Source organism: Bradyrhizobium sp. MOS003 (assembly GCF_003020125.1).
In the GTDB taxonomy this organism is placed as follows: Bacteria; Pseudomonadota; Alphaproteobacteria; order Rhizobiales; family Xanthobacteraceae; genus Bradyrhizobium.
Genome location: NZ_PYFW01000005.1, coordinates 342920 through 367556, shown reverse-complemented (window position 1 = coordinate 367556; position 24637 = coordinate 342920). Strand labels below are relative to the sequence as shown.

The 24637-nt window shown below is 64.4% G+C and carries 18 protein-coding genes; 15 read left to right on the top strand and 3 right to left on the bottom strand.

Going from position 1 to position 24637, the window contains the following annotated elements; translation table 11 throughout:
- Positions 1–97 precede the first annotated feature (97 nt).
- The 12 genes from C7G42_RS23770 (at position 98) to C7G42_RS23715 (ending at position 15668) form a co-directional block, all read left to right on the top strand.
- Positions 98–1531: a sigma-54-dependent transcriptional regulator gene (locus C7G42_RS23770; protein WP_106951359.1), complete on the top strand. Its 1434-nt coding sequence runs from the start codon at positions 98–100 to the stop codon at positions 1529–1531.
- On the top strand, positions 1524–3548 hold the full coding sequence (locus tag C7G42_RS23765; RefSeq protein WP_106951358.1) for a sensor histidine kinase: 2025 nt from the start codon (positions 1524–1526) through the stop codon (positions 3546–3548). Before C7G42_RS23770 ends, C7G42_RS23765 begins: the two co-directional genes overlap by 8 nt.
- A 345-nt stretch (positions 3549–3893) precedes the next feature.
- A complete protein-coding gene (locus C7G42_RS23760) occupies positions 3894–5546 on the top strand; it encodes an OFA family MFS transporter (protein WP_106951357.1) in 1653 nt (550 codons plus the stop codon).
- An 83-nt stretch (positions 5547–5629) separates the two neighbouring features.
- The gene (locus C7G42_RS23755) at positions 5630–5911 is read left to right on the top strand and encodes a hypothetical protein (RefSeq protein WP_106951356.1); all 282 of its coding nucleotides are present in this window, start codon (positions 5630–5632) and stop codon (positions 5909–5911) included.
- A gap of 282 nt (positions 5912–6193) precedes the next feature.
- The gene (locus C7G42_RS23750) at positions 6194–7897 is read left to right on the top strand and encodes an NADH-ubiquinone oxidoreductase-F iron-sulfur binding region domain-containing protein (RefSeq protein ID WP_106951355.1); all 1704 of its coding nucleotides are present in this window, start codon (positions 6194–6196) and stop codon (positions 7895–7897) included.
- Positions 7894–10662, top strand: coding sequence for a formate dehydrogenase subunit alpha (gene fdhF, locus C7G42_RS23745; RefSeq protein WP_106951354.1), 2769 nt, complete (start codon positions 7894–7896; stop codon positions 10660–10662). The genes C7G42_RS23750 and fdhF overlap by 4 nt, the downstream gene beginning before the upstream one ends.
- 166 nt (positions 10663–10828) lie before the next feature.
- Positions 10829–11302: a Cys-tRNA(Pro) deacylase gene (gene ybaK, locus C7G42_RS23740; protein WP_106951353.1), complete on the top strand. Its 474-nt coding sequence runs from the start codon at positions 10829–10831 to the stop codon at positions 11300–11302.
- 149 nt (positions 11303–11451) lie between these two features.
- Complete coding sequence (locus tag C7G42_RS23735) at positions 11452–11895, top strand: hypothetical protein (RefSeq protein WP_106951352.1); 444 nt, start codon at positions 11452–11454, stop codon at positions 11893–11895.
- Entirely contained in the window at positions 11892–12752 is an 861-nt protein-coding gene (locus C7G42_RS23730) for an alpha/beta fold hydrolase (protein WP_106951351.1), read from the top strand. Before C7G42_RS23735 ends, C7G42_RS23730 begins: the two co-directional genes overlap by 4 nt.
- 58 nt (positions 12753–12810) lie before the next feature.
- A complete protein-coding gene (locus C7G42_RS23725) occupies positions 12811–13965 on the top strand; it encodes an ABC transporter substrate-binding protein (RefSeq protein WP_245427899.1) in 1155 nt (384 codons plus the stop codon).
- A 60-nt stretch (positions 13966–14025) separates the two neighbouring features.
- Positions 14026–14907, top strand: coding sequence for an NAD(P)-dependent oxidoreductase (locus C7G42_RS23720; RefSeq protein WP_106951349.1), 882 nt, complete (start codon positions 14026–14028; stop codon positions 14905–14907).
- An 8-nt stretch (positions 14908–14915) separates the two neighbouring features.
- A complete protein-coding gene (locus C7G42_RS23715) occupies positions 14916–15668 on the top strand; it encodes an IclR family transcriptional regulator (RefSeq protein ID WP_106951348.1) in 753 nt (250 codons plus the stop codon).
- A gap of 1 nt (position 15669) precedes the next feature.
- Here C7G42_RS23715 and C7G42_RS23710 read toward each other — a convergent pair whose 3' ends face one another.
- Positions 15670–16353: a GntR family transcriptional regulator gene (locus tag C7G42_RS23710; protein ID WP_106951347.1), complete on the bottom strand. Its 684-nt coding sequence runs from the start codon at positions 16351–16353 to the stop codon at positions 15670–15672.
- A gap of 153 nt (positions 16354–16506) precedes the next feature.
- Here C7G42_RS23710 and tcuA point away from each other — a divergent pair, with 153 nt between their 5' ends.
- The 3 genes from tcuA to tcuB are packed head-to-tail and all read left to right on the top strand — an operon-like array spanning position 16507 to position 20055.
- A complete protein-coding gene (gene tcuA / locus C7G42_RS23705; RefSeq protein ID WP_106951346.1) occupies positions 16507–17898 on the top strand; it encodes an FAD-dependent tricarballylate dehydrogenase TcuA in 1392 nt (463 codons plus the stop codon).
- Between the two features lie 23 nt (positions 17899–17921).
- A complete protein-coding gene (locus C7G42_RS23700) occupies positions 17922–18950 on the top strand; it encodes an alpha/beta hydrolase (protein WP_106951345.1) in 1029 nt (342 codons plus the stop codon).
- 4 nt (positions 18951–18954) lie between these two features.
- Positions 18955–20055 (top strand): tricarballylate utilization 4Fe-4S protein TcuB, encoded by a 1101-nt coding sequence (gene tcuB / locus C7G42_RS23695; protein ID WP_106951344.1) that lies wholly within the window; start codon positions 18955–18957, stop codon positions 20053–20055.
- 4 nt (positions 20056–20059) lie between these two features.
- Here tcuB and C7G42_RS23690 read toward each other — a convergent pair whose 3' ends face one another.
- Both C7G42_RS23690 and C7G42_RS23685 read right to left on the bottom strand, forming a co-directional pair.
- Positions 20060–20725 (bottom strand): esterase/lipase family protein, encoded by a 666-nt coding sequence (locus C7G42_RS23690; protein ID WP_106951343.1) that lies wholly within the window; start codon positions 20723–20725, stop codon positions 20060–20062.
- Positions 20726–20730: 5 nt separating this feature from the next.
- On the bottom strand, positions 20731–24135 hold the full coding sequence (locus tag C7G42_RS23685) for an acyl-[ACP]--phospholipid O-acyltransferase (RefSeq protein ID WP_106951342.1): 3405 nt from the start codon (positions 24133–24135) through the stop codon (positions 20731–20733).
- Between the last annotated feature and the right edge of the window lie 502 nt (positions 24136–24637).

Here is a 24637-nt window from a genome sequence, read left to right as displayed (position 1 = left end):
GCGGGGAAACGGCCGGAACTTCGCTGCAATGCGAAAAATGCCGCTGAGTGCAGTGGAATGAGCTCAAACCTAGACTCTCAAACCTAAGACATCGGGCATGACTTTCTCAACATCGAGGGCAGGCGTTGCCGCAAGTCCTGCGGTGGGACGCGAGCCGGCCGTCAAGTCCGGCAAGACGGCTGCAGGGCCGGAGTTCGGGGCGTTGGCGCAGGCCTCGATCCTGATCGTCGACGACGAGCCGGGCATGCGCAATTTTCTGGTGCGCACGCTTGGACCGCGCTGCAAGCTGGTGGACGAGGCGGCCGATACCGACCAGGCCTCGCGCAAGCTCGATTCCAACCGCTATGACGTCGTCATTCTCGACAACATCATGCCCGGCAAGAACGGCGTCGATTGGCTCGCCGAGCAGCGCGCCGTCGGCTTTTTCGCCGACGCCATCCTGATCACCGCCTATGCCGACCTCGACACCGCGATCCAGGCCCTGCGCGCCGGTGCGGCCGATTTCGTGCTCAAGCCGTTCCGCTCCAACCAGATCCTCAACGCCGTGGCCCGGTGCCTCGACCGTGTCCGCCTCCAGCGCGAGAACTATGTCCTGCGCTACGCCCTGCGTGCCTCGTCCGACCGCACCTTCCTGCGCGACAATCTGATCGGTCAGTCGGCGGCGACGCTGCGCGTGCGCGAGACCATCGCCCGCGTCGCGCGCCTGCCGACCTCGGTTCTCCTCACCGGCGCATCCGGCACCGGCAAGGAAGTGGCAGCCCGCTCGATCCACTCGCTGTCCGACCGCGCCGACAAGCCCTTCGTGCCAGTGAATTGCGCGGCGATTCCGCCGGAGATGATCGAGGCCGAGCTGTTCGGACACATCAAGGGCGCCTTCACCGGCGCCGATTCGGGGCGTGAGGGCCTGTTCCTGTACGCGCATGGCGGCACGCTGTTCCTCGACGAGATCGGGGAGCTGCCGCTGCCGATGCAGAGCAAGCTGCTCCGCGTGCTCGAAGACCGCCGCGTCCGTCCAGTCGGCTCCGAGCGTGAAGTTCCGGTCGACCTGCGTTTCATCTTCGCAACCAATGCCGAGCTTCAGAAGGAGGTCGAGAAGGGCCGCTTCCGTGCCGATCTGTTCTACCGGCTCAACGTGATGCAGATCCACCTGCCGCTCCTGAAGGATCGCGGCGATGACGTGCAGGAGCTTGCCGCCATCTTCATGAGCAAGCTGTCGGCTCAGCTCGGCATGCCGCCGGTGCCGATCGACGCCTCGGTGCGGGCGGCGCTCGCAAGCTATGACTGGCCCGGCAACGTGCGCGAGCTGCGCAATTTGATCGAGCGCACGCTGATCCTCGGCGCCTTCCCCGACGATTTCGCCGGCCCTCGCAACGACGGTCAGTCGGCGCCTGCCGACAGTCTCGCGGAGCTCGAGCGCCGTCACATCCTCGGAGTGCTGAAGGAGGTCAATGGCAATCGCGAGGAGGCGGCCCGGCGCCTCGGTGTGTCCCGCAAGACCATCGATCGCAAATGCGCGTTATGGGATGTCTGATGGTGCCCGCCGCAACGACGAGCTCGTGCGGGGACGCTCCGTCCGCTTCCGGTTGCTCGCGATCGCCTTGCTGCCGATGCTGGTCATCCTGCCGCTCCTGCTCGGCGTTGCGATCTTTCGCTGGAACGCGAAATTCGACGCGGCCCTGATCTCCAAGGTCAACGGCGATCTCACGATTGCCCACCAATATCTCGCCCGCATTCTGGAAAAGACCGGAGTCCAGATCCGGGCGCTCGGCCTGTCGGCCCGTTTCCACGAGGTGCTGGGGCCGGATGCGCACGGCTCGCTGCGGGAGCTGCTCGACGAGACCCGCAAGGAGATCGGGCTCGATTTCCTGTATCTGATCAACGATCGCGGCGACGTCCTGGCCTCATCGCCGCCGCTGCAGCGTCAACCGAGACATGACTGGCCGATCGTCATGTCGGCGCTGTCGGGCAAGGTCGCTGCGACGGGTGTCGACATTTTCGGCAATGACGAGCTCGCCGCGATTTCGCCGGCCCTGGCCGAGCGGGCGCGATTGGACCTGGTACCGACCCCGAACGCGGTGCCGACCGACCGCAGCACGGAGACGCGCGGCATGGTCGTGCATGCGGCGAGCCGGGCGATGCTGCCCGACGGTGGCGCCGCCGCGCTGGTCGGCGGCACGCTGCTCAACCAGAATCTCGAATTCATCGACACGATCAACGATCTCGTTTACCGCGCGGCGAGCCTGCCGGAGGGCAGCCAGGGCACCGCGACGCTGTTCCTGGATGATGTGCGGATATCGACCAACGTCCGTCTGTTCGAGGGACGTCGCGCGCTCGGCACGCGGGTGTCGGCGGCGGTGCGCTCGGCCGTGCTGGGCGAGGGGCACACCTGGCTCGACAGCGCTTTCGTCGTCAATGACTGGTACATCTCCGCCTACGAGCCGCTGGTCGACAGTTATGGCAAGCGGGTCGGCATGCTCTATGTCGGCTTTCTGGAGAAGCCGTTCAGCGAAGCGAAATACCAGACGCTGGCGATCATCATCGCGGCCTTCATCGCGATCACCGTCGCGACCGTACCGATCTTCCTGCGCTGGGCGACCTCCATCTTCATGCCGCTGGAGCGCGTCACGGCGACGATCGGCGAGGTGGAGCGCGGGAACCTCTCCGCCCGCACCAAGATGCCGGTTTTGGGCGACGAGATCGGCCGCGTCGCGGTTCATCTCGACAGCCTGCTCGACCAGATCCAGGAACGCGACCGACAGCTCCGGGAATGGAACGAGGAGCTGAACGTCCGTGTGCTTGAGCGCACCCGCGACCTCGAGCACGCCAATCTCAAGCTCGAGGCAACCACCAAGCAGCTCATCATGTCCGAGAAGCTGGCCGCGATTGGCGAGATCACCGCCGGCGTCGCGCACGAGATCAACAATCCGATCGCGGTGATGCAGGGCAATCTCGACGTCGTCCGCAGCGTGTTCGGGGCCGACGCCGACAAGGCGAAGGTCGAGTTTCGCCTGCTCGACGAGCAGATTCACCGCATCAGCCAGATCGTGACCAAGCTGTTGCAGTTTGCAAGGCCGGAGGAGTATGCCGGCTATGTCGAGCGCCACGCGCCCGCGAGCGTCATCTCCGACTGTCTTCCGCTGGTGCAGCATCTTCTGAACAAGACGGAGATCGCCGTGGTCAGGGACGACCGCGCCAGTCGGCTCGTGCTGATGAACCGGAACGAGTTGCAGCAGGTCCTGGTCAATCTCATCGTCAACGCGATCCACGCCATGCCGGACGGCGGAACCCTGACGCTCCGCTCATTCGATGCCGAGCGTGACGACCATCAAGGCGTCGCAATCGAGGTCACTGATACCGGCATCGGCATGAGCGCTGAGGTGATCGAGAAGATATTCGATCCCTTCTACACCACGAAGCGGCGGCAGGGCACCGGGCTGGGCCTCTCCATCAGCCAGACCCTGATCAAGCGCCAGGGCGGACAGATCACGGCCGAGAGTCACCTCGGTTCCGGAAGTACATTCACGATGTGGCTGCCGGAAGCGACCTGATTGGACATTTTGTCCCGGAAATTCAGGACATTTTGTCCGACGCAGCACGCTGCGCTGCGGGAAGTCGTTGAATCATCACGATGCGACTTCTGGCACGTCCGTTGCTCATCCCGAGACAGGGTGTTGAGGGGGAATGAGGGCGCGACAGCCGTCACTGCAACGCTGTTGGCAGGCGAAGGGACGTCGCCCGCGATCAGTTGCTTGCTCGCGCACAGACGCAGTGCGCGCCACACGATTCCACTTCAGCATGAATGAAGACCGACCTGTCATGCGCGGCTGCCAAGCACGCGTATGAACGGTCTCAAACCGATGTGCCGGCAAGGCCGCGCTTGGGAGGTAATGCTTATGACGACCGCCGATACCGTTCTTGCACCGGTTGGTGCTTCCGGCTTTCTCGATCGAGAACGCACGATCGCGACCGCCGGCTTCAATCGCTGGCTGGTGCCGCCGGCGGCGCTGTGCATCCATCTCTGCATCGGCATGGCCTACGGCTTCTCGGTGTTCTGGCTGCCGCTGTCGCGCGCGATCGGTTTGACCGCGCCGAAGGCCTGCCCGGACATGTCGCTGTGGCAGGAACTGTTCACGACCAGCTGCGACTGGAAAGTCGCCAGCATGGGATGGATGTACACCCTGTTCTTCGTGCTGCTCGGTATCGCGGCTGCGGTCTGGGGCGGCTGGTTGGAGCGGGTGGGCCCGCGCAAGGCGGGCTTCGTCTCGGCGCTGTGCTGGTGCGGCGGCCTCTTCCTCGGTGCGATCGGGGTTTACACTCATCAACTCTGGCTGTTGTGGCTGGGTTCCGGCGTGATCGGCGGCATCGGGCTCGGCCTTGGCTACATCTCGCCGGTGTCCACGCTCGTCAAATGGTTTCCCGATCGCCGCGGCATGGCGACCGGTATGGCCATCATGGGCTTCGGCGGCGGTGCCATGATCGGCGCGCCGCTGGCGAACCTTCTGATGAACTACTTCAAGAGCCCGACCTCGGTCGGCGTCTGGGAGACGTTCGTCGCGATGGGGGTCATCTACTTCGTATTCATGATGATCGGCGCGTTCCGTTATCGCCTGCCGCCGCCCGGCTGGCAGCCCGAGGGCTGGACTCCGCCATCCAAAGACAACGCGATGATCTCGAAGAACAACGTTCATCTCAACGATGCGCACAAGACCCCGCAGTTCTGGCTGATCTGGTGGGTGCTGTGCCTGAACGTGTCGGCTGGCATCGGCGTGATCGGCATGGCTTCGCCCATGCTGCAAGAGATCTTCGGCGGCAAGCTGATCGGCCTTCCGAACGTCGGCTTCAATGCGCTCGATGCCGGGCAGAAGGCGCAGATCGCCGCGATCGCCGCGGGCTTCGCCGGCTTGCTGTCGCTGTTCAACATCGGCGGCCGCTTCTTCTGGGCGTCGCTGTCGGACAAGATCGGGCGCAAGAACACCTACTATACGTTCTTCATCCTCGGCATCGTGCTCTATGCGCTGGCGCCGACCTTCGCGGCGATGGGCTCGAAGTTGCTGTTCGTGCTCGGTTTCGGCATCATTCTGTCGATGTACGGCGGCGGCTTCGCGACCGTGCCGGCCTATCTTGCGGACATGTTCGGCACCCAGTTCGTCGGCGCCATCCACGGCCGGCTGCTGACGGCCTGGTCGACGGCCGGCATCATCGGCCCCGTCGTGGTCAACTACATCCGCGAATTCCAGCTCGCGGCGGGCGTGCCGCGCGACCAGCTCTACAACACGACGATGTACATCCTCTGCGCGATGCTGATCGCAGGCCTGATCTGCAACTACCTGATCAAGCCGGTCGATTCGAAATGGCACATGAAGGAGGCCGACGTCGCCAAGTTGCAGGCAGCGAGTGCCAGCGCCGCCGCGGCGGGGCCGCACGGCTCCTATGGCATCGGGTTTGGCGGGCTTGACGCCAAGGCGGCGCTGTTCTGGGCCTTCGTCGGCGTGCCGCTGGCTTGGGGCGTGTGGAAGACGCTGGAGAGCGCGGTCAAGATCTTCTGATCGCGCCTTCATCGCGGCGGGAGCGCACCATGCGCGCCCGCCGCTCATTTCGATTGCTTCAAAACAACCCCCGGGGGAATTCGATGGTTCGTAAGCTCGTTTATGCCGCCGCCGTGCTGCTCGTCGCCGGCGCCCTGCAATCCGCGTCCGCACAGACCGCCGCGGCACCAGCTGTAACGCAGCCCGCCGCGACCGAGGCCAAGCCCGGCAAGATCAAGCTGACCGCGCAGAAGCTCAAGGACATGAAGGCCAAGTGGAGCGCCAACAAGTCGAAGCTCAAGGATTGCCGCAAGGATGTGAAGGCCAAGGGCCTCGCGGGCGACGATCGCTGGTTCTATATCGAGGAGTGCATGGGCAAAAGCTGACCGGCTGCTTCGAGGCATGGAGGGGCACCCGTCGCCCCGGGAGCGCGAATTCGATACGATTTCGCTATCGCAGCATAGGAAGCCTTTATTGATCTCCGGGCCAATTCAGGCTTCGTTTGTCTGCCGGACCCCTGGACGAGCGCGAAGCCGCGCAGCTGCCCGCTTCAATGGCATCCTTGGCCTGGACTTAACTTCTTCCGCGAGCACGATAATTTACTTGGCATCTGGCATGCCAGAAGTTAGAAGTGGAGCGGTTCTAAAACACGAGATCGAGACGAATCGATGAGCCACGACGTGCACAAGGTCCGCTCGTTCGAGCATCCCGGCGAGGGGCGCCGGCGCGCCAAGGCCACGCCCAAGGGGCGGCAGATCGATCCCACCGCCTCCCATGAGATCGAGCAATTGCTCGGCGACAAGCCGCGGCGGCGCGATCTCCTGATCGAATATCTGCACCTGATCCAGGACAAATATCACCAGATCTCTGCCGCGCATCTGGCCGCGCTTGCCGACGAGATGAAGCTCGCCTTTGCCGAGGTGTTCGAGACCGCGACTTTCTACGCGCATTTCGACATCGTGAAGGAAGGCGAGCCTGATATCGCACCGCTGACGATCCGCGTCTGCGATTCGCTGACCTGCGCGATGCTGGGCGGTGAGAAGCTGCTCGAGGATCTGCAGAGCGCATCGGGTCCCGGCATCCGCGTCGTCCGCGCACCCTGTGTCGGCCGCTGCGACACTGCGCCAGCCGCGGAAGTCGGCCACAACTTCGTCGATCATGCGACCGTCGCCAATGTGATGGCGGCCGCGAAGGCCGGCGATACCCACGCCCATCTGTCCAAATATGTCGACTACGACGCCTATGTCGCTGGCGGCGGCTACAAGCTCCTCAACCGCGTGCGCTCGGGCGAATTGTCCAAGGACGATCTCCTGAAGGGGCTCGACGACGCCTCGCTGCGTGGCCTCGGCGGCGCCGGCTTCCCGACGGGGCGCAAATGGCGCGCCGTGCTCGGCGAGCCCGGTCCGCGGCTGATGGCGATCAACGGCGACGAGGGCGAGCCGGGCACCTTCAAGGACCGCGTCTATCTCGAAAGCGATCCGCATCGCTTCATCGAGGGCATGCTGATCGGCGCTTATGTGGTGCAGGCCTCGGACGTCTACATCTATCTGCGCGATGAATATCCGGCCTCGCGCGAGATCCTGGAGCGCGAGATCGCAAAGCTGCCGCCGGGCGGTCCGACGCTGCACATGCGCCGCGGCGCCGGCGCCTATATCTGCGGCGAGGAATCCTCGCTGCTGGAAAGCATCGAGGGCAAGCGCGGCCTGCCCCGGCACAAGCCGCCTTATCCGTTCCAGGTCGGCCTGTTCGGCCTGCCGACGCTGATCAACAACATCGAGACGCTGTGGTGGGTGCGCGACATCGTCGAGAAGGGTGCCGACTGGTGGAAGGGCCATGGCCGCCACGAGCGTCATGGCCTGCGCAGCTTCTCGGTCTCGGGTCGCGTGAAAAATCCCGGTATGAAGCTGGCGCCAGCGGGCATCACCGTGCGCGAGCTGATCGACGAATATTGCGGCGGCATGGCCGACGGCCATCAATTCTACGCGTACCTGCCGGGCGGTGCGTCCGGTGGCATTCTGCCGGCGTCGATGGACGACATCCCGCTCGATTTCGGCACGCTGGAAAAATACGGCTGCTTCATCGGTTCGGCCGCGATCGTGATCTTGTCCCAGAAGGACAGCGTGCGCGCGGCGGCCCTGAACCTGATGAAGTTCTTCGAGGACGAGAGCTGCGGCCAGTGTACGCCGTGTCGCGTCGGAACCCAGAAGGCGGCGCAGCTGATGCAGCAGCCGGTCTGGAACCGCGCACTTCTGGAAGAATTGAGCCAGGCGATGCGCGATGCCTCGATCTGCGGGCTCGGCCAGGCGGCATCGAATCCGCTGTCCACTGTGATCAAATATTTCCCTGACGAGTTCAAGGAAGCGGCCGAATGACCAAGATTACGTTCGAGCTCGACGGCAAGCAGGTCGAGGCCAATCCCGGCGAGACGATCTGGCAAGTCGCAAAACGCGGCGGGCGCGAGATTCCGCATCTCTGCTATTCACCCGTGCCGGATTATCGGCCCGACGGCAATTGCCGCGCCTGCATGGTCGAGATCGAGGGTGAGCGCGTGCTCGCCGCGTCCTGCAAGCGCACGCCGTCCGTCGGCATGAAGGTCAAGACCGAGAGCGCTCGCGCGGTCTCGGCGCAGAAGATGGTGATGGAGCTGCTCGTCGCCGACCAGCCGGCGCGCGAGACCAGCCACGATCCGGATTCGAAGTTCTGGCACTGGGCCGAGACGACAGGCGTTACCGAGAGCCGCTTCCCCGCTGCCGAGCGTTGGGCAACCGACGCCAGCCATCCGGCGATGCGCGTCAATCTCGATGCCTGCATCCAGTGCGGCCTGTGCGTGCGCGCGTGTCGCGAAGTCCAGGTCAACGACGTCATCGGCATGGCTTATCGCAGCCATGGCTCGAAGATCGTGTTCGACTTTGACGATCCCATGGGCGAGTCCACTTGTGTCGCCTGCGGCGAATGCGTTCAGGCCTGCCCGACCGGTGCATTGATGCCGGCCGTGATGCTCGACGACAAGCAGACCCGCGTCACCTACGCCGACAGGAAGGTGGACTCGCTCTGCCCGTTCTGCGGCGTCGGCTGTCAGGTGACTTATGAGGTCAAGGACGAGAAGGTGATCTATGCGGAGGGCCGCGATGGTCCCGCCAATCACAACCGTCTTTGCGTGAAGGGCCGCTTCGGCTTCGACTACATCCACCATCCGCATCGTCTTACAAAGCCGCTGGTGCGGCTGCCGAACGCGAAGAAGGATTCCAACGACCAGGTCGATCCGGCCAATCCCTTCACCCACTTCCGTGAGGCGAGCTGGGAAGAAGCGCTCGACATCGCCGCCAAGGGCCTCGTCAAGATCCGCGACGAGAAGGGCGTGAAGGCGCTGGCCGGCTTCGGCTCGGCCAAGGGCTCGAACGAAGAGGCCTATCTGTTCCAGAAGCTGGTGCGCACCGGTTTCGGCTCCAACAACGTCGACCATTGCACCCGGCTGTGCCACGCCTCTTCGGTCGCGGCGCTGTTCGAGGGCCTGAGCTCGGGCGCGGTGTCGGCGCCGTTCTCGGCGGCCATGGACGCCGAGGTCATTATCGTGATCGGCGCCAATCCGACCGTGAACCACCCGGTTGCCGCGACCTTCATCAAGAACGCGGTCAAGCAGAACGGCGCCAAGCTGTTCGTGATGGACCCGCGGCGGCAGACACTGTCGCGTCACGCGACGAAGCATCTGCAGTTCAAGCCGGGCTCCGACGTCGCGATGCTGAACGCGATGATCCACACGATCATCACCGAAGGCCTGACCGACGACCAGTACATTGCCGGCTACACCGAGGGGTTCGAGGACCTCAAGGAGAAGATCAAGGAATTCACGCCGGAGAAGATGGAGGCGATCTGCGGCATCCCGGCGCAGACCCTGCGCGAGGTGGCACGGACCTACGCGCGTGCAAAATCGTCGATCATCTTCTGGGGCATGGGCATCAGCCAGCACGTCCACGGCACCGACAACGCGCGCTGCCTGATCGCGCTGGCGCTGATCACCGGCCAGGTCGGCCGTCCCGGCACCGGCCTGCATCCCTTGCGCGGCCAGAACAACGTGCAAGGCGCCTCCGACGCCGGTCTGATCCCGATGTTCCTGCCGGATTATCAGCCGGTGGGCCGCGACGATCTGCGCGGTAGCTTCGAAAAGCTCTGGCAGCAGGATCTCGATCCCGTCCGCGGCCTGACCGTGGTCGAGATCATGAATGCGATCCATGCCGGCGAGATCACGGGCATGTATATCGAGGGCGAGAATCCCGCGATGTCCGACCCCGACCTGCAGCATGCGCGCCAGGCGCTCGCCATGCTCGATCATCTCGTGGTGCAGGATCTCTTCGTCACCGAGACGGCGTTCCATGCCGACGTCATCCTGCCGGCCTCGGCGTTCGCCGAGAAGGAAGGCTCCTTCACCAACACCGACCGCCGCGTGCAGCTCGCGCGCCAGGTAATCAAGCCCCCGGGCGATGCGCGGCAGGATCTCTGGATCATTCAGGAGATCGGCAAGCGCATGGGCCTGCCGTGGAATTATGCCGGTCCCGGCGACGTCTTCACCGAGATGGCGCAGTTGATGCCGTCGCTGAAGAACATCACCTGGGAGCGGCTGGTGCGCGAAGGCGCCGTCACTTATCCAGTCGACGGCCCCGACGTGCCCGGCAACGAGATCATCTTCACCACGGGTTTCCCGACTGCGAGCGGCCGCGGCAAGATCGTGCCGGCCAAGGTGATCCCGCCGGACGAGATTCCCGATGCCGAATATCCCATGGTGCTTTCGACCGGCCGCGTGCTGGAGCACTGGCACACCGGCTCGATGACACGCCGCGCGCAGGTGCTCGACCAGATCGAGCCCGAGGCCGTCGCCTTCATGTCGCCGAAGGACATGCATAGGAAAAGGCTCGTCCCCGGCGATTTCATTCGCCTGGAGACCCGCCGTGGCGCGGTCGAGGTCAAGGTCCGCTCCGACCGCGACGTGCCGGAGAACATGGTGTTCATGCCGTTCTGCTACGCGGAGGCTGCGGCGAACCTGCTGACCAACCCGGCGCTCGATCCGTTCGGCAAGATTCCGGAGTTCAAATTCTGTGCGGCCAGAGCCGAACGCGCGGAGATGCGGGACGCGGCGGAGTAGCACTCCGCCGGCGGAGTTCGGCGGGGACGACAGCGCATGTGTGGCGCGCATGCGTGCCCACAATCGTCATTGCGAGCGAAGCGAAGCAATCCAGACTGCCTCTGCGGTGGGTTTCTGGATTGCTGCGTCGTTTCGTTCCTCGCAATGACGGTGATAGACATAGCTTATGTCCAAAGTCACCCCAGCCACACGCGCGCTTGATGCCGCCGGTGTTGCCTTCACCGTTCACACCTACGACTACGATCCTGAAGCCGAGAGCATCGGCCTTCAGGCGGCCGCCGCGCTCGGCGAAGACCCGGCGCGCGTTCTCAAGACGCTGATGGCGCAGGTCGACGGCAAGCCGGTCTGCGTCGTCGTGCCGTCCGACCAGGAAGTGTCGATGAAGAAGCTCGCCGCAGCCGTGAGCGGCAAGTCGGCGCAGATGATGAAGCCGCCGGAGGCCGAGCGCCTCACGGGCTACAAGGTCGGCGGCATCAGCCCGTTCGGGCAGCGCAAGCTGGTCCGCACCGTGATCGAGCAGAGCGCGCTTGCGCATGATCTGGTCTATCTCAATGGCGGCCAGCGGGGATTGCAGGTGCGGCTCACGCCAGCCGATGTGCAGCGCGTGTTGAAGGCGATCGTGGCCGACGTGCTTGCCTGACGGCGATCGATAAAGATCCACGGTTGGGCCTTTGTGGCAGCCTGGTCCAAGCAGGGGGACTTGAGTTCACGTGCGAGGCCTGTATAGAACTATTATTAAAATAGAATAACGTTCTGATAGATAGAACGATCAATCACGGGGGTGAAGCGATGTCATCTGAGCGCGGCGGCCAAAGCATTGATGCGCCGATCTCATCCAGCGCCGACGCCGTCGTTGCGGCCTTTGCGGCGATCCCGGCTCTGCTGGCGCGGGACGCGGCGTTGACGGCTCGCGGTCGCTGGCTCGACGTCGATTGCCTGCTCGGGCCGAGCACGCAGCCGTTCCACGTCACAATCCGCGCCGGGCAGATCGTGGATATGGCGCGGGCTCCTGCGTTGATGCGATCCTGGCGCTTCGCCTATCGCACCACGCCTGCCGCGCTCGCCGCCTATTGGCAGCCACGCCCGCCAGCGGGTTGGCATGATCTGCTGGCGTTGACCAAGCGCGGAGAGGCGACGCTCGAAGGCGAGATCCATCCCTTCATGACCCATCTTCAGTATTTCAAGGATCTGCTCGCATTGCCGCGTCGTAACGGCTTCGGAGGCGTGTCATGACCGGTGGCTTCATCGAGCCCATCGTCGGCCGCTACGTGCATGTCGAGATCGAGGGTGAGATCAACCGGATCTATTTCGAGGAGAACGGCAGCGGCATCCCGCTGGTTTGCCTGCACACCGCTGGCTCCGATGCGCGGCAATGGCGTCATTTGCTGGTCGATGAGGAGTTCACCAGGAACTACCGCATCATCGCTTTCGACATGCCCTGGCACGGCAAGTCCAATCCGCCTGATAGCCGATATGGCAGCGAATACCGGCTGACAACCGCGACCTATACCGCGACCATCCGAGCGTTCTGCAACGCCCTCGGGCTGGATCGGCCCGTGGTGATGGGCTGTTCGATCGGGGGCCGCATCGTGCTCAATCTCGCCATCGAACACGCCCGCGACTTCCGTGCCTTGATCGGCCTGGAGGCGGCGGACTTCCAGCAGCCCTGGTACGACACGGCGTGGCTGAACCGGCCCGACGTCCATGGCGGAGAGGTCTGCGCTGCCCTGGTGTCGGGCTTGATCGCGCCTGATGGACCAGAGACCGCTCGCAACGAGACGCTGTGGGGTTACAAGCAGGGTGGCCCCGGCATCTTCAAGGGCGACCTCTATTTCTATCGCGTCGACGGCGATCTGCGCGGACGCACGGGTGGCATCGACGTCAACCAGTGCCCGCTCTACTTGCTGACCGGCGAATACGATTTTTCCTGCACGCCGGAAGACACGCTGCGGACCGCAGCCGGCATCCCCGGCGCAAAGGCGACCGTCATGGAGCGGCTCGGCCATTTTCCGATGAGCGAAAACCCAGGCCAGTTCCGCCGCTACATCGCGCCGGTGCTGCAAGACATCATCGATAAGCAAAAGTTGTAACCGGGAGGCGTATGTTATGAAATTGCGTTGGATGTTGGCGGCTGTTCTGGCCGCTCAAATGAGCTCCACATTTGCAGCCGACAATGTCATCAGGATCGGCGTGCTCAACGACCAGTCCGGCGTGTTCGCCGACAATGGCGGACGCGGCTCGGTCGCGGCCGCAAAGCTGGCGGCCGAAGATTTCGGCAACGAGGTGCTCGGCAAGAAGATCGAGATCATCTCGGCCGACCACCAGAACAAGCCCGACATCGCTTCGGCCACGGCCCGAAAGTGGTTCGACAACGAAGGTGTCGACATGATCGCGGACGGCGCGGCATCTTCTGCCGGCTTTGCCATCCTCGAAGTCGCCAAGCAGAAGAACAGGATCTTCGTCATCTCCGGTCCCGGCTCGTCCGACTTCACCGGGAAGTCCTGCTCGCCCGTCAGCTTCCACTTCAACTACGACACCTACGCGCTGTCGAAGCTCACGAGTGACGCGATCACGCGTGCCGGCGGCAAGACCTGGTATTTCGTCACGGCCGATTATGCCTTCGGCCATGCGCTGCAGCGCGACGCCACGAAGTTCATCGAGGCCGCGGGCGGCAAGGTGATCGGATCGGCCGCGCATCCGCTCGGGACCGCCGACTTCGCCTCGTTCCTGCTGCAGGCGCAGGCCTCGAAGGCCGACGTCGTTGGTCTCGCGACATCAGGCGCGGACGTGCAGACCGCGATCAAGCAGGCGGGTGAATTCGGCGTGGTCGAGGGCGGGCAGAAGCTGGCCGGCCTGCTCGTCTTCATCACCGACGTCAACTCGCTCGGGCTGAAGGTCACGCAGGGCCTGCAGGTGACGACCTCGTTCTACTGGGACCTCAACGAAGAAACCCGGGCCTGGTCGAAGCGGTATGCCGGCCTGATGGATGGAAAGGTCGCCAGCATGGTTCAGGCCGGCGTTTATAGCGGCGTCCATCACTACCTCGCTGCCGTCAAGGCGGCCGGGACCACCGACGCGACCGCCGTCGCCGCCAAGATGCACGAGCTGAAAGTCAACGACATGTACAACAAGGATGTTGCGATCCGCCCGGACGGGCGCGTGCTGCATACCATGTATCTGGTCCAGGTGAAGAAGCCGGAGGAGTCCAAGTACAAGTTCGACTATTATCGAATCGTCAGCTCCAAGCCGGGCGAAGAGGTGTTTCGGCCGATGAGCGAAGGCGGCTGCCCGCTGGTCAAGTAACTGCGCGGGCCGGGCGGGATTGCACCCGCCCGGCTTCAGGATTTCTTCGGAGAGCACGGAATGTCTGATTCAATTGGATTCATCGGTCTCGGTGTCATGGGCGAGCCGATCTGTCGCAACCTGGTGCGCAAGAGCGGACGAACCGTGCTCGCCTTCGACCTTGCCAAGGAGCCCTTGGCGCGGATCGCCGCTGACGGGGCGACCACGGCGGCGTCGATCGGGGATGTCGTCGGTGGCAGCGAGACGATCTTCCTGTGTCTGCCCAGCGCCCGGCACGTGACGTCCGTGTTCGAGAGCATCTTGCCGAAGATCAGGCGCGGCCAGACCGTGATCGATCTCGGCACCTCCGATGTCGGCCAGACCCGGTCGTGCGCCAAGCAGCTCGCCGACAAAGGCGCGCTCTGGATCGATGCGCCGATCGCACGCACGCGTCAGGCGGCCCAGGACGGCACGCTCAGCGTCATGGTCGGCGCGATGCCCGAGCAGTTCGCTGCGGTCGAGCCGCTGATCCGGCATTTCGCCACAGATGTCACACTCTGTGGCGGAACCGGCGCAGGACAAGTGACGAAGATTCTCAACAACATGGTGCTGTTCGAGACGGTGAATGCGCTGGCGGAGGCCGTCGCGCTGGCCAAGCACAACGGCGTCGATCCACAGCTGCTGCTGGAGACGCTGTCGAAGGGCTCGGCGGACAGCTTCGCGCTGCGCAACCATGGCATGAAGGCGATCGTCGCCAAGGAGTTTCCGCTGCGTGCCTTCTCGACCGAATATGCCATGAAGGATCTCTCCTATGCGCTCGAACTCGGCGCGCAGGCCGGGTTGAATCTCCGCGGGGCGGCGTTGATGCGCGAGATCTTCGAGGAGACGATCGACAAGGGCATGGGCGATGCGTATTTTCCCGTCATCGCGAAACTCATCGATCCCTCCGGATTTCCTCAATAGGAGAAGACATGCCTTCGCCCGGCGTCGCCGCCGTCGATCGTGCCTTGAGCATCCTGGCCGCCTTCGAGGACGCGCCGGAGCCGATGACGCTGGCCGAGCTTGCCCGGCGCACCAAGATGTACAAGAGCACGCTGCTGCGGCTGATGGCGTCGCTGCAGGAATTCGGCTATCTTGTGCAGTTCGCCGATGGTCGCTATCATCTCGGCCCGACGCCGTTCCGGCTCGGAGCGGTCTACCAGCGCAGCAACAATCTGCATGATCGGGTGATGCCCCTGCTGCGGCAACTCGTGGCCGACGGGTGCGAAAGCCCGTCGTTCCACGTGCGGCATGATGCCAAGCGCCGGCTGTGCGTCTTTCGCCTCGATTCCCAGCATTCGACGCTTGACCGGGTTGAGGCCGGCATGCTGTTGCCGCTCGACCGCGGCGCGGCCGGCAGGGTCATCCTCGCGTTCGACGGCGAGAAGGGCGAAGCCTACGACGAGATCCGCGAGGGCTGCATCGCCGTATCGTTCGGAGAGCGAGATCCGGATTGCGCTGGGCTCGCCTGTCCCGTGTTTGGTCCCGACCGCAAATGTGTCGGCGCCTTGTCGCTCTCGGGGCCGAAGCCGCGCTTTACGCGCGACAACATCAAGACGATGACTTCGCTGCTGCTGAAGGCCGCCAACCGCTTGACGCGTTCCTTGGGCGGTCCGACCGAAGCGCTCGACGCTGTGCTGGCCGCGGCCGACGAGGCGCGCGCTCCGCGCCGGGCACGACGATAGGCTACTGCTTCTGCAACAGCTTGAGTCGGCAGCGCAGCGCCTCGCGGATATGGGCACGCGCGAGTTGCTCTGCCTTGTCGCCGTCGCGGGCGGCGATGGCGTCGATGATGGCCTGATGCTCCCGGTGGCTGGTGGAGGGGCGGCCCGATACGGTGAAGGTGGTCGGGCCGAGCAGGGCGATCCAGTCCTGCAATTCGCGCGAGGCGTTGTCGAGATAGCGGTTGCGGGCGGCCCGGCAGATGGCTTCGTGGAAGGCGCGGTTGAGGCGCGCCATTTCGGTCGCGTCGGCCTCCTTGATATCGACGGTGGCCTGCTCGATATCGCGCAGCGCATCGATCTCCGTGCTTGACGCGTGTTCGGCGGCGAGGCGCGCCGCGGCGCCTTCCATGATCTCGCGCATCGCGTAGAGCTCGAGCACTTCGGAGATATCGAGGCTGCGCACGATCAGCCCGCGGCCGGCGGCGGGCTCGACGAAGCCGCGCGCGGCGAGCCGGCCCAGCGCTTCCCGAACCGGCGTGCGGCTGACCTTGAGCCGCTGCGCGACCTCTTCCTCTCGCAGGCGGTCCCCGGCGCGATAGCTGCCGGCCTGGAGCGCTTCGCAGAGCGAACGGAATACCGCTTCGCCAAGCGCCACGCCGCCCCCGCGCGCGATCGATCCGCCTGTCTTTGCCGGGCGCCTCGCCATATTGCCTCGAAGCAAGGCGCATCCTGCCCATGCAGAGATGACGCTTGCACGGCTACTGTATATCTTTGTATACAAAAGTACGCAATGGCGTACGGTTGACCGGGCCCGCTTGCGGATAGAATGTCTCCAACTTCGTCGCATCAGGCAGATGGCATGAGCAGGAAGTACGACGTGCTGGTGATCGGCGGCGGCAACGCCGCGCTCTGTGCGGCGATCGCGGCGCGGCGTAGCGGAGCATCGGTGCTCGTGCTGGAAGGCGCGCCGAAATTCTACCGCGGCGGAAACACCCGCCACACCCGCAACATGCGCTGCGCCCATGATGCGGCCACCGACATCCTGACCGGCCCCTATACCGAGGAGGAGTTCTGGGAAGACCTGCTGCGCGTCACCGGCGGTCAGACCGACGAGGTGCTCGCGCGCCACATGATCCGCGAGTCCAAGGACATCCTGAACTGGATCGTGGAGCAGGGCGTGCGCTGGCAACCCTCGCTCGGCGGCACGCTGAGCCTCGGTCGCACCAATTCCTTCTTCCTCGGCGGTGGCCGCGCGATGCTGAACGCGCTGTATCTGACCGCCGAGCGGCTCGGCGTCGATGTCGAATACGACGCGGAGGTCACCGACCTCGTGATCGAGGACGGCATGTTCCTCGCCGCACGCCTGAAACGCGCGATCAGTGGCGAAACCGAGATCCGCGCGACCTCACTGGTTGCTGCGGCCGGCGGGTTTGAGGCCAACATCGAATGGCTCAAGCAATATTGGGGCGATGCGGCCGATAATTTTCTGATTCGCGGCACGCCCTATAATCGCGGTTCGATCCTGAAGATGCTGCTCGACAAGGGCGTGCAGGAGGTCGGCGATCCCACCCAGTGCCATGCGGTCGCGATCGACGCCCGGGCGCCGAAATTCGACGGCGGGATCATCACGCGCCACGACTCCGTCGTGTTCGGCATCGTCGTGAACAAGCACGCGCGGCGCTTCTATGACGAGGGCGAGGATATCTGGCCGAAGCGCTACGCGATCTGGGGCCGCCTGGTCGCGGCGCAGCCCGACCAGATCGCCTACATAATCTTCGATTCCACCGTCGTCACGAGCTTCATGCCGACGCTGTTCCCGCCGATTGCCGGGCAGACGGTCGCGGAACTTGCCGGCAAGCTCGAACTCGATCCGGCCGCGTTGGAAAAGACCATCACCGAATTCAACGCGGCGGTCCGGCCCGGGACTTTCGACCATACCATCCTGGACGACTGCGTTACCGAGGGTATCACGCCGCCGAAGACGCACTGGGCGCGCAAAATCGATGCGCCGCCTTATCTCGCTTATCCGGTGCGGCCCGGCATCACCTTCACCTATCTCGGCACGCGCGTTAACAAGGAGGCGCGGATGCAGATGGCTGACGGCAAGCCGGCGGCCAACATGTTCGCGGCCGGCGAGATCATGGCCGGCAACGTGCTCGGCAAGGGTTATGCCGCCGGCATGGGCATGACCATCGGCAGCGTGTTTGGGCGGATCGCAGGACGGGAAGCGGCCCGCCATGCGAAGAACTAAAGAAAAGACTTGAGGGAGAAACCATGTCACGCATTGCCATTGCTTCGCTCACGATGCTGCTGACCGTCGGCCACGCCTGCGCCGCCGAGCCGATCAGCCTGCGCGACATGGGCTCGTTCCATGTCGGCGGGCGTCTCGTCGAAATCTCCGGCAAGCCGGTGAAGGAGGTCGTGTTCACGCCCGGCGGCGTGCCGGCCAAGGTCGACCCCAACGGCACCTATCAGGTCGAGCAGATGTACGTGCAGTATTTCCTGCCGGCGAACGAGAAGGGCACCTATCCGCTGTTGATGTGGCACGGCGGCGGGCTGACTGGCGTCACCTATGAGACCACGCCGGACGGGCGCGAGGGCTGGCTGAATTATTTCCTGCGCAAGGGGTGGGCGGTCTATAATTCCGACGCAGTGGAACGCGGTCGCGCCGGCTGGGCACAATATCCTGATATCTTCAAGAGCGAACCGGTCTTCCTCACCACCGCCAATCCGTTCGAACGTTTCCGCATCGGCGACGGCGCCGGCTCCTACGATCCGGATCCCGCCAAGCGAAAGCTGCTGCCGGGCAATCAGTTTCCCGTCGAGGGCTACGAGAATTTCGTCAAGCAGAACGTGCCGCGCTGGACCACGACGGATGATGCGACCGTCGCCGCCTATGTCGCCGAGATCGATCGCGTCGGCCCCTCGGTGATCCTGTTCCACAGCCAGGCCGGGAGCTTCGGCTTCAAGGTCGCGCAAGCCCGGCCCGACAAGGTCAAGGCGCTGATCGCGATCGAGCCGGCGGGCGTCGGCGACATCGCCCGTGCCGACGTGCTGAAGAACATTCCGACCCTGATCGTCTATGGCGACTATATCGAGCAGGACTCTCGCTGGCCCAAGATCCGCGCCAATGGTATCGCCTTTGCCGATGCTATTAGGGCGGCCGGCGGCAGCGTCGATGTCGTCGACCTCCCCAAGGCCGGCATCAAGGGTAATTCGCATCTCGTCATGATGGACAAGAACAACCTCGAGGTCGCAGCCCTGATCCAGAAATGGCTCGAGGGCAAGGGCCTGACGAAGTAGCGCCATGCACGGAACCAAAATCCTCGATGAGGCCGACCGTCTGATGACGGTCTGCAATTCCTGTCGCTATTGCGAAGGACTATGCGCGGTGTTTCCGGCCATGGAGATGCGCCGCGCCTTCTCCGACGGCGACCTCAACTATCTCGCCAATCTCTGCCACGCCTGCGGCGCCTGCTATGTCGATTGCCAGTTCTCGCCGCCGCATGAGTTCAACGTCAACGTTCCCCAGACGCTCGCGATCGCGCGTGCCGAGTCCTATGCCGCCTATGCCTGGCCGGGTGCGCTATCCGGCGCCTTCGCCCGCAACGGACTCGTCATCAGCATCGCCGCCGCGCTCAGCGTGGCCTCCTTCATCCTCGGCTTCGTAGCCTTGAATGACCGCAACGTGCTGTTCGGCGTGCACACCGGCCCCGGCGCTTTTTATAAACTGATGCCGCACAACACCATGGCCGCGTTGTTCAGCGCCGCGTTTCTCTATGCCGTCCTTGCGCTGGTCATGAGCGTGCGCGCCTTCTGGCGCGACATCGGTCCGCCGATCGGCGGCCGGGCCGATGGCGGCTCGATCTTCCAGGCGATCCGCGATGCCGGCGAGCTGCGCTATCTCCATGGCGGCGGCATCGGTTGTTACGACGAGGACGACAAGCCGACCGACCGGCGCAAATTCTATCACCACCTGACCTTTTACGGGTTCCTGCTGTGCTTTGCCGCGACCTCGGTGGCGACGCTGTATCACTATCTGCTTGCGCGCGAGGCGCCGTATCCGTGGTGGGACCTGCCGGTGGTGCTGGGCACGCTCGGCGGAATAGGTCTGATCATCGGTCCGGTCGGCCTGTTCATGGCCAAGATGCGGCGTGATCCGGCGCTGCTCGACGAGTTCAGCTACGGCATGGATGTCGGCTTCATCGCCATGCTGTTCCTGACCGGCCTTACCGGCATGGCGCTTCTGGTCCTGCGCGAGACCGCCGCGATGGGCCCGCTGCTGGCGCTGCATCTCGGCGTGGTGTTCGCGCTGTTCATCACCATGCCCTACGGCAAGTTCGTGCACGGCATCTATCGCTTCGCAGCCCTGGTGCGCTATGAACAGGAGCGGCGGACGGCAGCGTGAGCCGTTACTTCCGTTGAAAGCGGCCGTCGCGCAGGAAGGCGATCGTTTCCGCGATCGCAACGCCGTGACGCGGAAGCCCGGTATGGGAGGCCTTCACGACGACATGGTCGGTCATGCCGGAAAGCATCGCGCTTTGCACCGACACTCGTCCGTCGTTCGGCTTCGGCAGAATAAACAGTCCGGCGACGGGGTCGATGAAGCGGCTTCCTGCGATCACGCCGACGGGATAATCCACGGTGGGGAAGGCCATCGGTCGGGCCGTCGTCAATTCGAGTCCCGCGGGTCCGTAGAAAGCGCGATAGAGGCGCGATCCGCTTAGGAGGTCGGCAACTTCACTGCCGCCGTTCGGCGTGCCAAGCATCACGACACTGACAAGTCTTGTCGGGCGATATTTGGCGATGTAGGTGCGTGTGACGAGACCGCCCATCGAATATGCAGCGAAGTGCAGAGGCGCGTCGCGTTTGGCGAAGCCCGAGATTGTCGGGTGGATATCATCGGCGAGGGCCGCGATCGGCTTGCTGCGGCTGAGATAGTCGATGTTGAGCGTTGCGAAGCCGGCCGCGCGGAGCGCCCGCTCCAGCTTCGTCAGGGATGCCGAGGTCCGCGCGATGCCATGAAGCAGAACCACTCCCGGGCATCGCGCGTCGCCTGATTGAGGCGCCTCGTGCATGTGTCTTACGCCACCTCGCGCTCCGGCGCTGACGCCTGCTCGCGGGCCATTGCGGTGGCGGTGACGTAGTCGGTCTTGCCGGTGCCGAGCAGCGGCACCTTGTCGACCACCATGATCGCCGCGGGTACGGTCAGCTCGGATGCGCCGATCGTCTTGGCCTGGACCTGCATTGCGCTGCGCTCGGCATTCTTCTCCGTCGTCAGCAGCACGATGCGCTCGCCCTTGCGCGGATCAGGGATTGATACGGCAATCGATCCGGCTTGCGGCCACAGTGTGGTCGCGATGGCTTCGACCGCCGACAGTGACACCATTTCGCCCGCAATCTTGGCAAAGCGCTTGGCGCGGCCCTTGATGGTGATGAAGCCGGCCGGGTCGATCGCCACGATGTCGCCGGTGTCGTGCCAGCCCTCGGGAAGCACTTCGAGCACGCCGGGATTTTCCGCCCGCAAGTAGCCGAGCATTACGTTAGGTCCGCGCACCGAGAGCCGTCCACCCTCCTCGATGCCGGGGACCGGATCGAGGCGGCTTTCCATGAGCGGTGACAGGCGGCCGACGGTGCCGGGACGATTTGCCATCGGCGTGTTCATCGCCAGCACCGGCGCGGTCTCGGTGACGCCATAGCCTTCCAGGATGCGGATGCCGTAGCGTTCCATGAAGACCTGCCGCGTGCGGTCCTTGACCGCCTCGGCGCCGGCGATCACGAGGCGAAGGGTGCGGAAGTCGTAGGCATGTGCCGAGCGCGCATAGCCGGTGAGGAACGTGTCGGTGCCGAACAGGATGGTTGCGCCGGTCTGGTAGATCAGCTCGGGCACGATCCGGTAGTGCAGCGGCGAGGGATACATGTAGATCGGGATGCCCGCGAGCATCGGCATCATCATGCCGCCGGTGAGCCCGAACGAGTGGAATACCGGCAGCACGTTGAACACTTTGTCATTGGCGTTGGCATCGACCCGCGCCAAAGCCTGCGCCGCGTTGGCGAGGATGTTGCGGTGGGACAGCACCACGCCCTTTGGCGTGCCTTCCGAACCCGATGTGAACAGCACCACGGCCGGATCGCTGGCCTGGCGGACAACGCGGGGCGTCGTGCCGGCGAGCAGGCCCTTGATCTTGTCGACCGTGCCGATCGAGCCGCGGACGTCCTCGAAATAGACGACCCGGGCTTCTCCGGAGATCGCAGCCATCAGCTTGTCGAGCTTGCCCTTCTCGATGAAGGCCTTCGAGGTCAGCACGGTCTTGACCTGGGCGGCCTTCATGGCGGCGAGCACGTTGACCGGGCCGGCCGAGAAGTTGAGCATCGCCGGGACCCGGCCGATGTTCTGCAGCGCCATGAAGACCACGGCGACGCCCGCGGAATTCGGCAGCAGCACGCCGACATTTTCGCCGACGGTGGTGCCGGTCTCCAGCTTCCGGCTCAGGACCTGCGCGCCGAGGATCAGCTTGCGATAGGTCAGCTTGGTGCCGAGCGCGTCCTCGATGATGACCTTGCCGGTGTCGCGATCGCGATAGGCGTGCCCGAGCGCCTCGAACAGCGAGTGGTCGAGCATCGCGTTCTTGACCATGGCGTCGATCATGACGTCCTGAAGTGCGGCGCCGGCGGCATTGCGGCGCGCCTTGCCCTTCAGCGCCGGGTCGACCGGAAGCTTGACCGGCGGCAGGATGGTGACTGTCACCCGCGGAAACCACGAGCGCTTGATCTGGCTGGAGTTGAGATAGCTGAGATGCGAGCGCTGCGCGCCCTCGATGCGGACGGGCACAACCACGGCATCTGACTTGTCCGCGATCATCGCGGTGCCGTCATAGACCTTCATCAGCGAGCCCGAGACGGTGATGCGTCCTTCCGGGAAGATCACCACCGGCTCGCCGGCGGCGACCAGCTTGATCAGGTCGCGCGCGGCCAGCGGCTTGGTCGGGTCCATGGTGTAGTGCTTGACGACACGCAGGAAAGGCTTCGCCCACCAGGCCTTGGCGATGCCGGTGTCGACCGCAAAGCTCGCGTCGATCGGCAGCACGGCGTGCAGCAGCGGGCCGTCGATCAGGCTGACATGGTTGGGTGCGATCAGCATGCGCGTGCCCGGAGGCGGCAGGTTTTCGAGACCGCGGACCTCGGTGCGGAAGAGGGCGCGGAACAGCAGTCCGCCGGCATCACGTACGCCTTCCTTGCCCCATTTGGTCAGCACGAACCACACTGCACCAAAGCTGGCGACGCCGAGGCCGAAGAAGATCCAGCCGATATGAAGGCCGGCCGCCTGCAGCAGCGCGACGAACAGCGAGCCGACAACCATGAAGGCCGCCTGCAGCACGTTGCCGGCGGCAATGATGCGGGCGCGCTCGGATGGCGCCGACCAGGCCTGGACCGCGGCGAAGGAGGGAACGACGAACAGGCCGCCGCCGAACGCGAAGGCGACGAAGTCGGCCAGCATGCGCAGGCCCGCGAACGAGGTCGCGAAATCGGCCGCGGTGAGGTTCTGGCCCTTGGCGGTGACGCCGATGGCCCAGGCGAGATCGAGGCCGGCAAACCCCATGATGATGGCACCGATCGGCACCAGCGCGAGGTTCGGTCGAACGTGGCTGAGGCTGGCGGCGAACAGCGAGCCGATGGCGATGCCGATGGCGAAGATCGCAAGGCACAGCGTCACCACGCCCTCGGTGCCGCCGACGACATCCTTGACCAGCGCCGGCAGCAGCGACAGCACGATAGCGCCGACGAGCCAGAACCAGGAGACGATCACGGTACCGTCCCACAGCCGGTGGTCGGCGTGCAGGGTCTTAAGAAGGCTCACCGTCGAGGTCCAGGGATTGGCATCGACGGGCAGACCGGGCGCGGAGGGTGTCGTCTGCGGAATGCGGGAAGCGAACGCCCAGGACAGCAAGGCCAGCACGACCACGGCCGATGCGACCCAGCCCATATGCGCCGATCCCGCCACGAACTGGCCGCCGGCGACGGTGCCGAGCAGGATGGCCATGAAGGTCGCGCCTTCGACCAGCGCGTTGCCGGTCGCGAGTTCGCCGAGCTCGAGCTGATCCGGAAGCATGGAGTATTTCACGGGCCCGAACAGGGCGGCGATGACACCGAACAGCGCGAGCGCTGCGAACAGCAGCGGCACCGAGTGCAGGAAGAACCCGGCGGCCGCGAACGCCGCGGCGAAGATCTCGGCGAATTTGAGCCGCCTTGCGACGACGGATTTGACGTATTTGTCGGCGAGCTGGCCGCCGAGCCCCGACAGGATGAAATAGGGGAAGATGAAGACCGCGCCCGCCACCGTCACCAGCGCGTCGCCGTGGCCGGTTGCCGCACTGTAGAGCAGAATGATGACGAGCGCGTTCTTGAGCACGTTGTCATTGAGCGCCGAGAAGAATTGCGCCCAGAACAGCGGCGCAAAGCGGCGTGACGACATCAATTCCCTGATCATGATCAGTCCTGTTTTGGAAAGGCAGCCTGAAGTGCTTGCAGAGTGGGTGAAACGTCACGACCGGAAGGATAGGGATCGGACGATTGCAGGGTGACGATGGTCGGCGCCTGCTCTGTCCCCTCGGTCCCTCTGATCTTGTTGGTATCCAAGTGGCCTCGTTAGGTTCGCAAATATCTGGTCGCGACTGCAGTTCGGGCGGAGAGCTCGCGCCTGTTGGGGTATCGCGTCGGGCGATGAGGAAAAGTTGAACCGCATCGCCGAAGGTGACGAAATCGGATGCCGATGTCGGGGCATGGTAAGTCCTTCCTTGCAACCAGATCCTGCATTCGAATCGACCGGAACGTGCAGGCTGCGCGCGCTTCAGGTGAGATGGGTGAGGTGGCGAAAGGGCGACAGGCGGCCAAGAATGCTGAGCTTGCGGCCTTCGAGACGTGCGCGGTCGCGGCTGGCCCGCCACATCCGGAAGGTCGCGCGGCGTTCGGCAAGCACGCCGGCAATGTCG

Coding starts and splice junctions, on each gene's coding strand:
- C7G42_RS23685 (WP_106951342.1), bottom strand. CDS start 24,135: ATGATCAGGGAATTGATGTCGTCACGCCGCTTTGCGCCGCTGTTCTGG.
- C7G42_RS23765 (WP_106951358.1), top strand. CDS start 1,524: ATGTCTGATGGTGCCCGCCGCAACGACGAGCTCGTGCGGGGACGCTCC.
- tcuB (WP_106951344.1), top strand. CDS start 18,955: ATGCACGGAACCAAAATCCTCGATGAGGCCGACCGTCTGATGACGGTC.
- C7G42_RS23720 (WP_106951349.1), top strand. CDS start 14,026: ATGTCTGATTCAATTGGATTCATCGGTCTCGGTGTCATGGGCGAGCCG.
- C7G42_RS23700 (WP_106951345.1), top strand. CDS start 17,922: ATGTCACGCATTGCCATTGCTTCGCTCACGATGCTGCTGACCGTCGGC.
- tcuA (WP_106951346.1), top strand. CDS start 16,507: ATGAGCAGGAAGTACGACGTGCTGGTGATCGGCGGCGGCAACGCCGCG.
- C7G42_RS23715 (WP_106951348.1), top strand. CDS start 14,916: ATGCCTTCGCCCGGCGTCGCCGCCGTCGATCGTGCCTTGAGCATCCTG.
- C7G42_RS23760 (WP_106951357.1), top strand. CDS start 3,894: ATGACGACCGCCGATACCGTTCTTGCACCGGTTGGTGCTTCCGGCTTT.
- fdhF (WP_106951354.1), top strand. CDS start 7,894: ATGACCAAGATTACGTTCGAGCTCGACGGCAAGCAGGTCGAGGCCAAT.
- C7G42_RS23730 (WP_106951351.1), top strand. CDS start 11,892: ATGACCGGTGGCTTCATCGAGCCCATCGTCGGCCGCTACGTGCATGTC.
- C7G42_RS23725 (WP_245427899.1), top strand. CDS start 12,811: ATGAGCTCCACATTTGCAGCCGACAATGTCATCAGGATCGGCGTGCTC.
- C7G42_RS23750 (WP_106951355.1), top strand. CDS start 6,194: ATGAGCCACGACGTGCACAAGGTCCGCTCGTTCGAGCATCCCGGCGAG.
- C7G42_RS23755 (WP_106951356.1), top strand. CDS start 5,630: ATGGTTCGTAAGCTCGTTTATGCCGCCGCCGTGCTGCTCGTCGCCGGC.
- C7G42_RS23710 (WP_106951347.1), bottom strand. CDS start 16,353: ATGGCGAGGCGCCCGGCAAAGACAGGCGGATCGATCGCGCGCGGGGGC.
- C7G42_RS23770 (WP_106951359.1), top strand. CDS start 98: ATGACTTTCTCAACATCGAGGGCAGGCGTTGCCGCAAGTCCTGCGGTG.
- ybaK (WP_106951353.1), top strand. CDS start 10,829: ATGTCCAAAGTCACCCCAGCCACACGCGCGCTTGATGCCGCCGGTGTT.
- C7G42_RS23735 (WP_106951352.1), top strand. CDS start 11,452: ATGTCATCTGAGCGCGGCGGCCAAAGCATTGATGCGCCGATCTCATCC.
- C7G42_RS23690 (WP_106951343.1), bottom strand. CDS start 20,725: ATGCACGAGGCGCCTCAATCAGGCGACGCGCGATGCCCGGGAGTGGTT.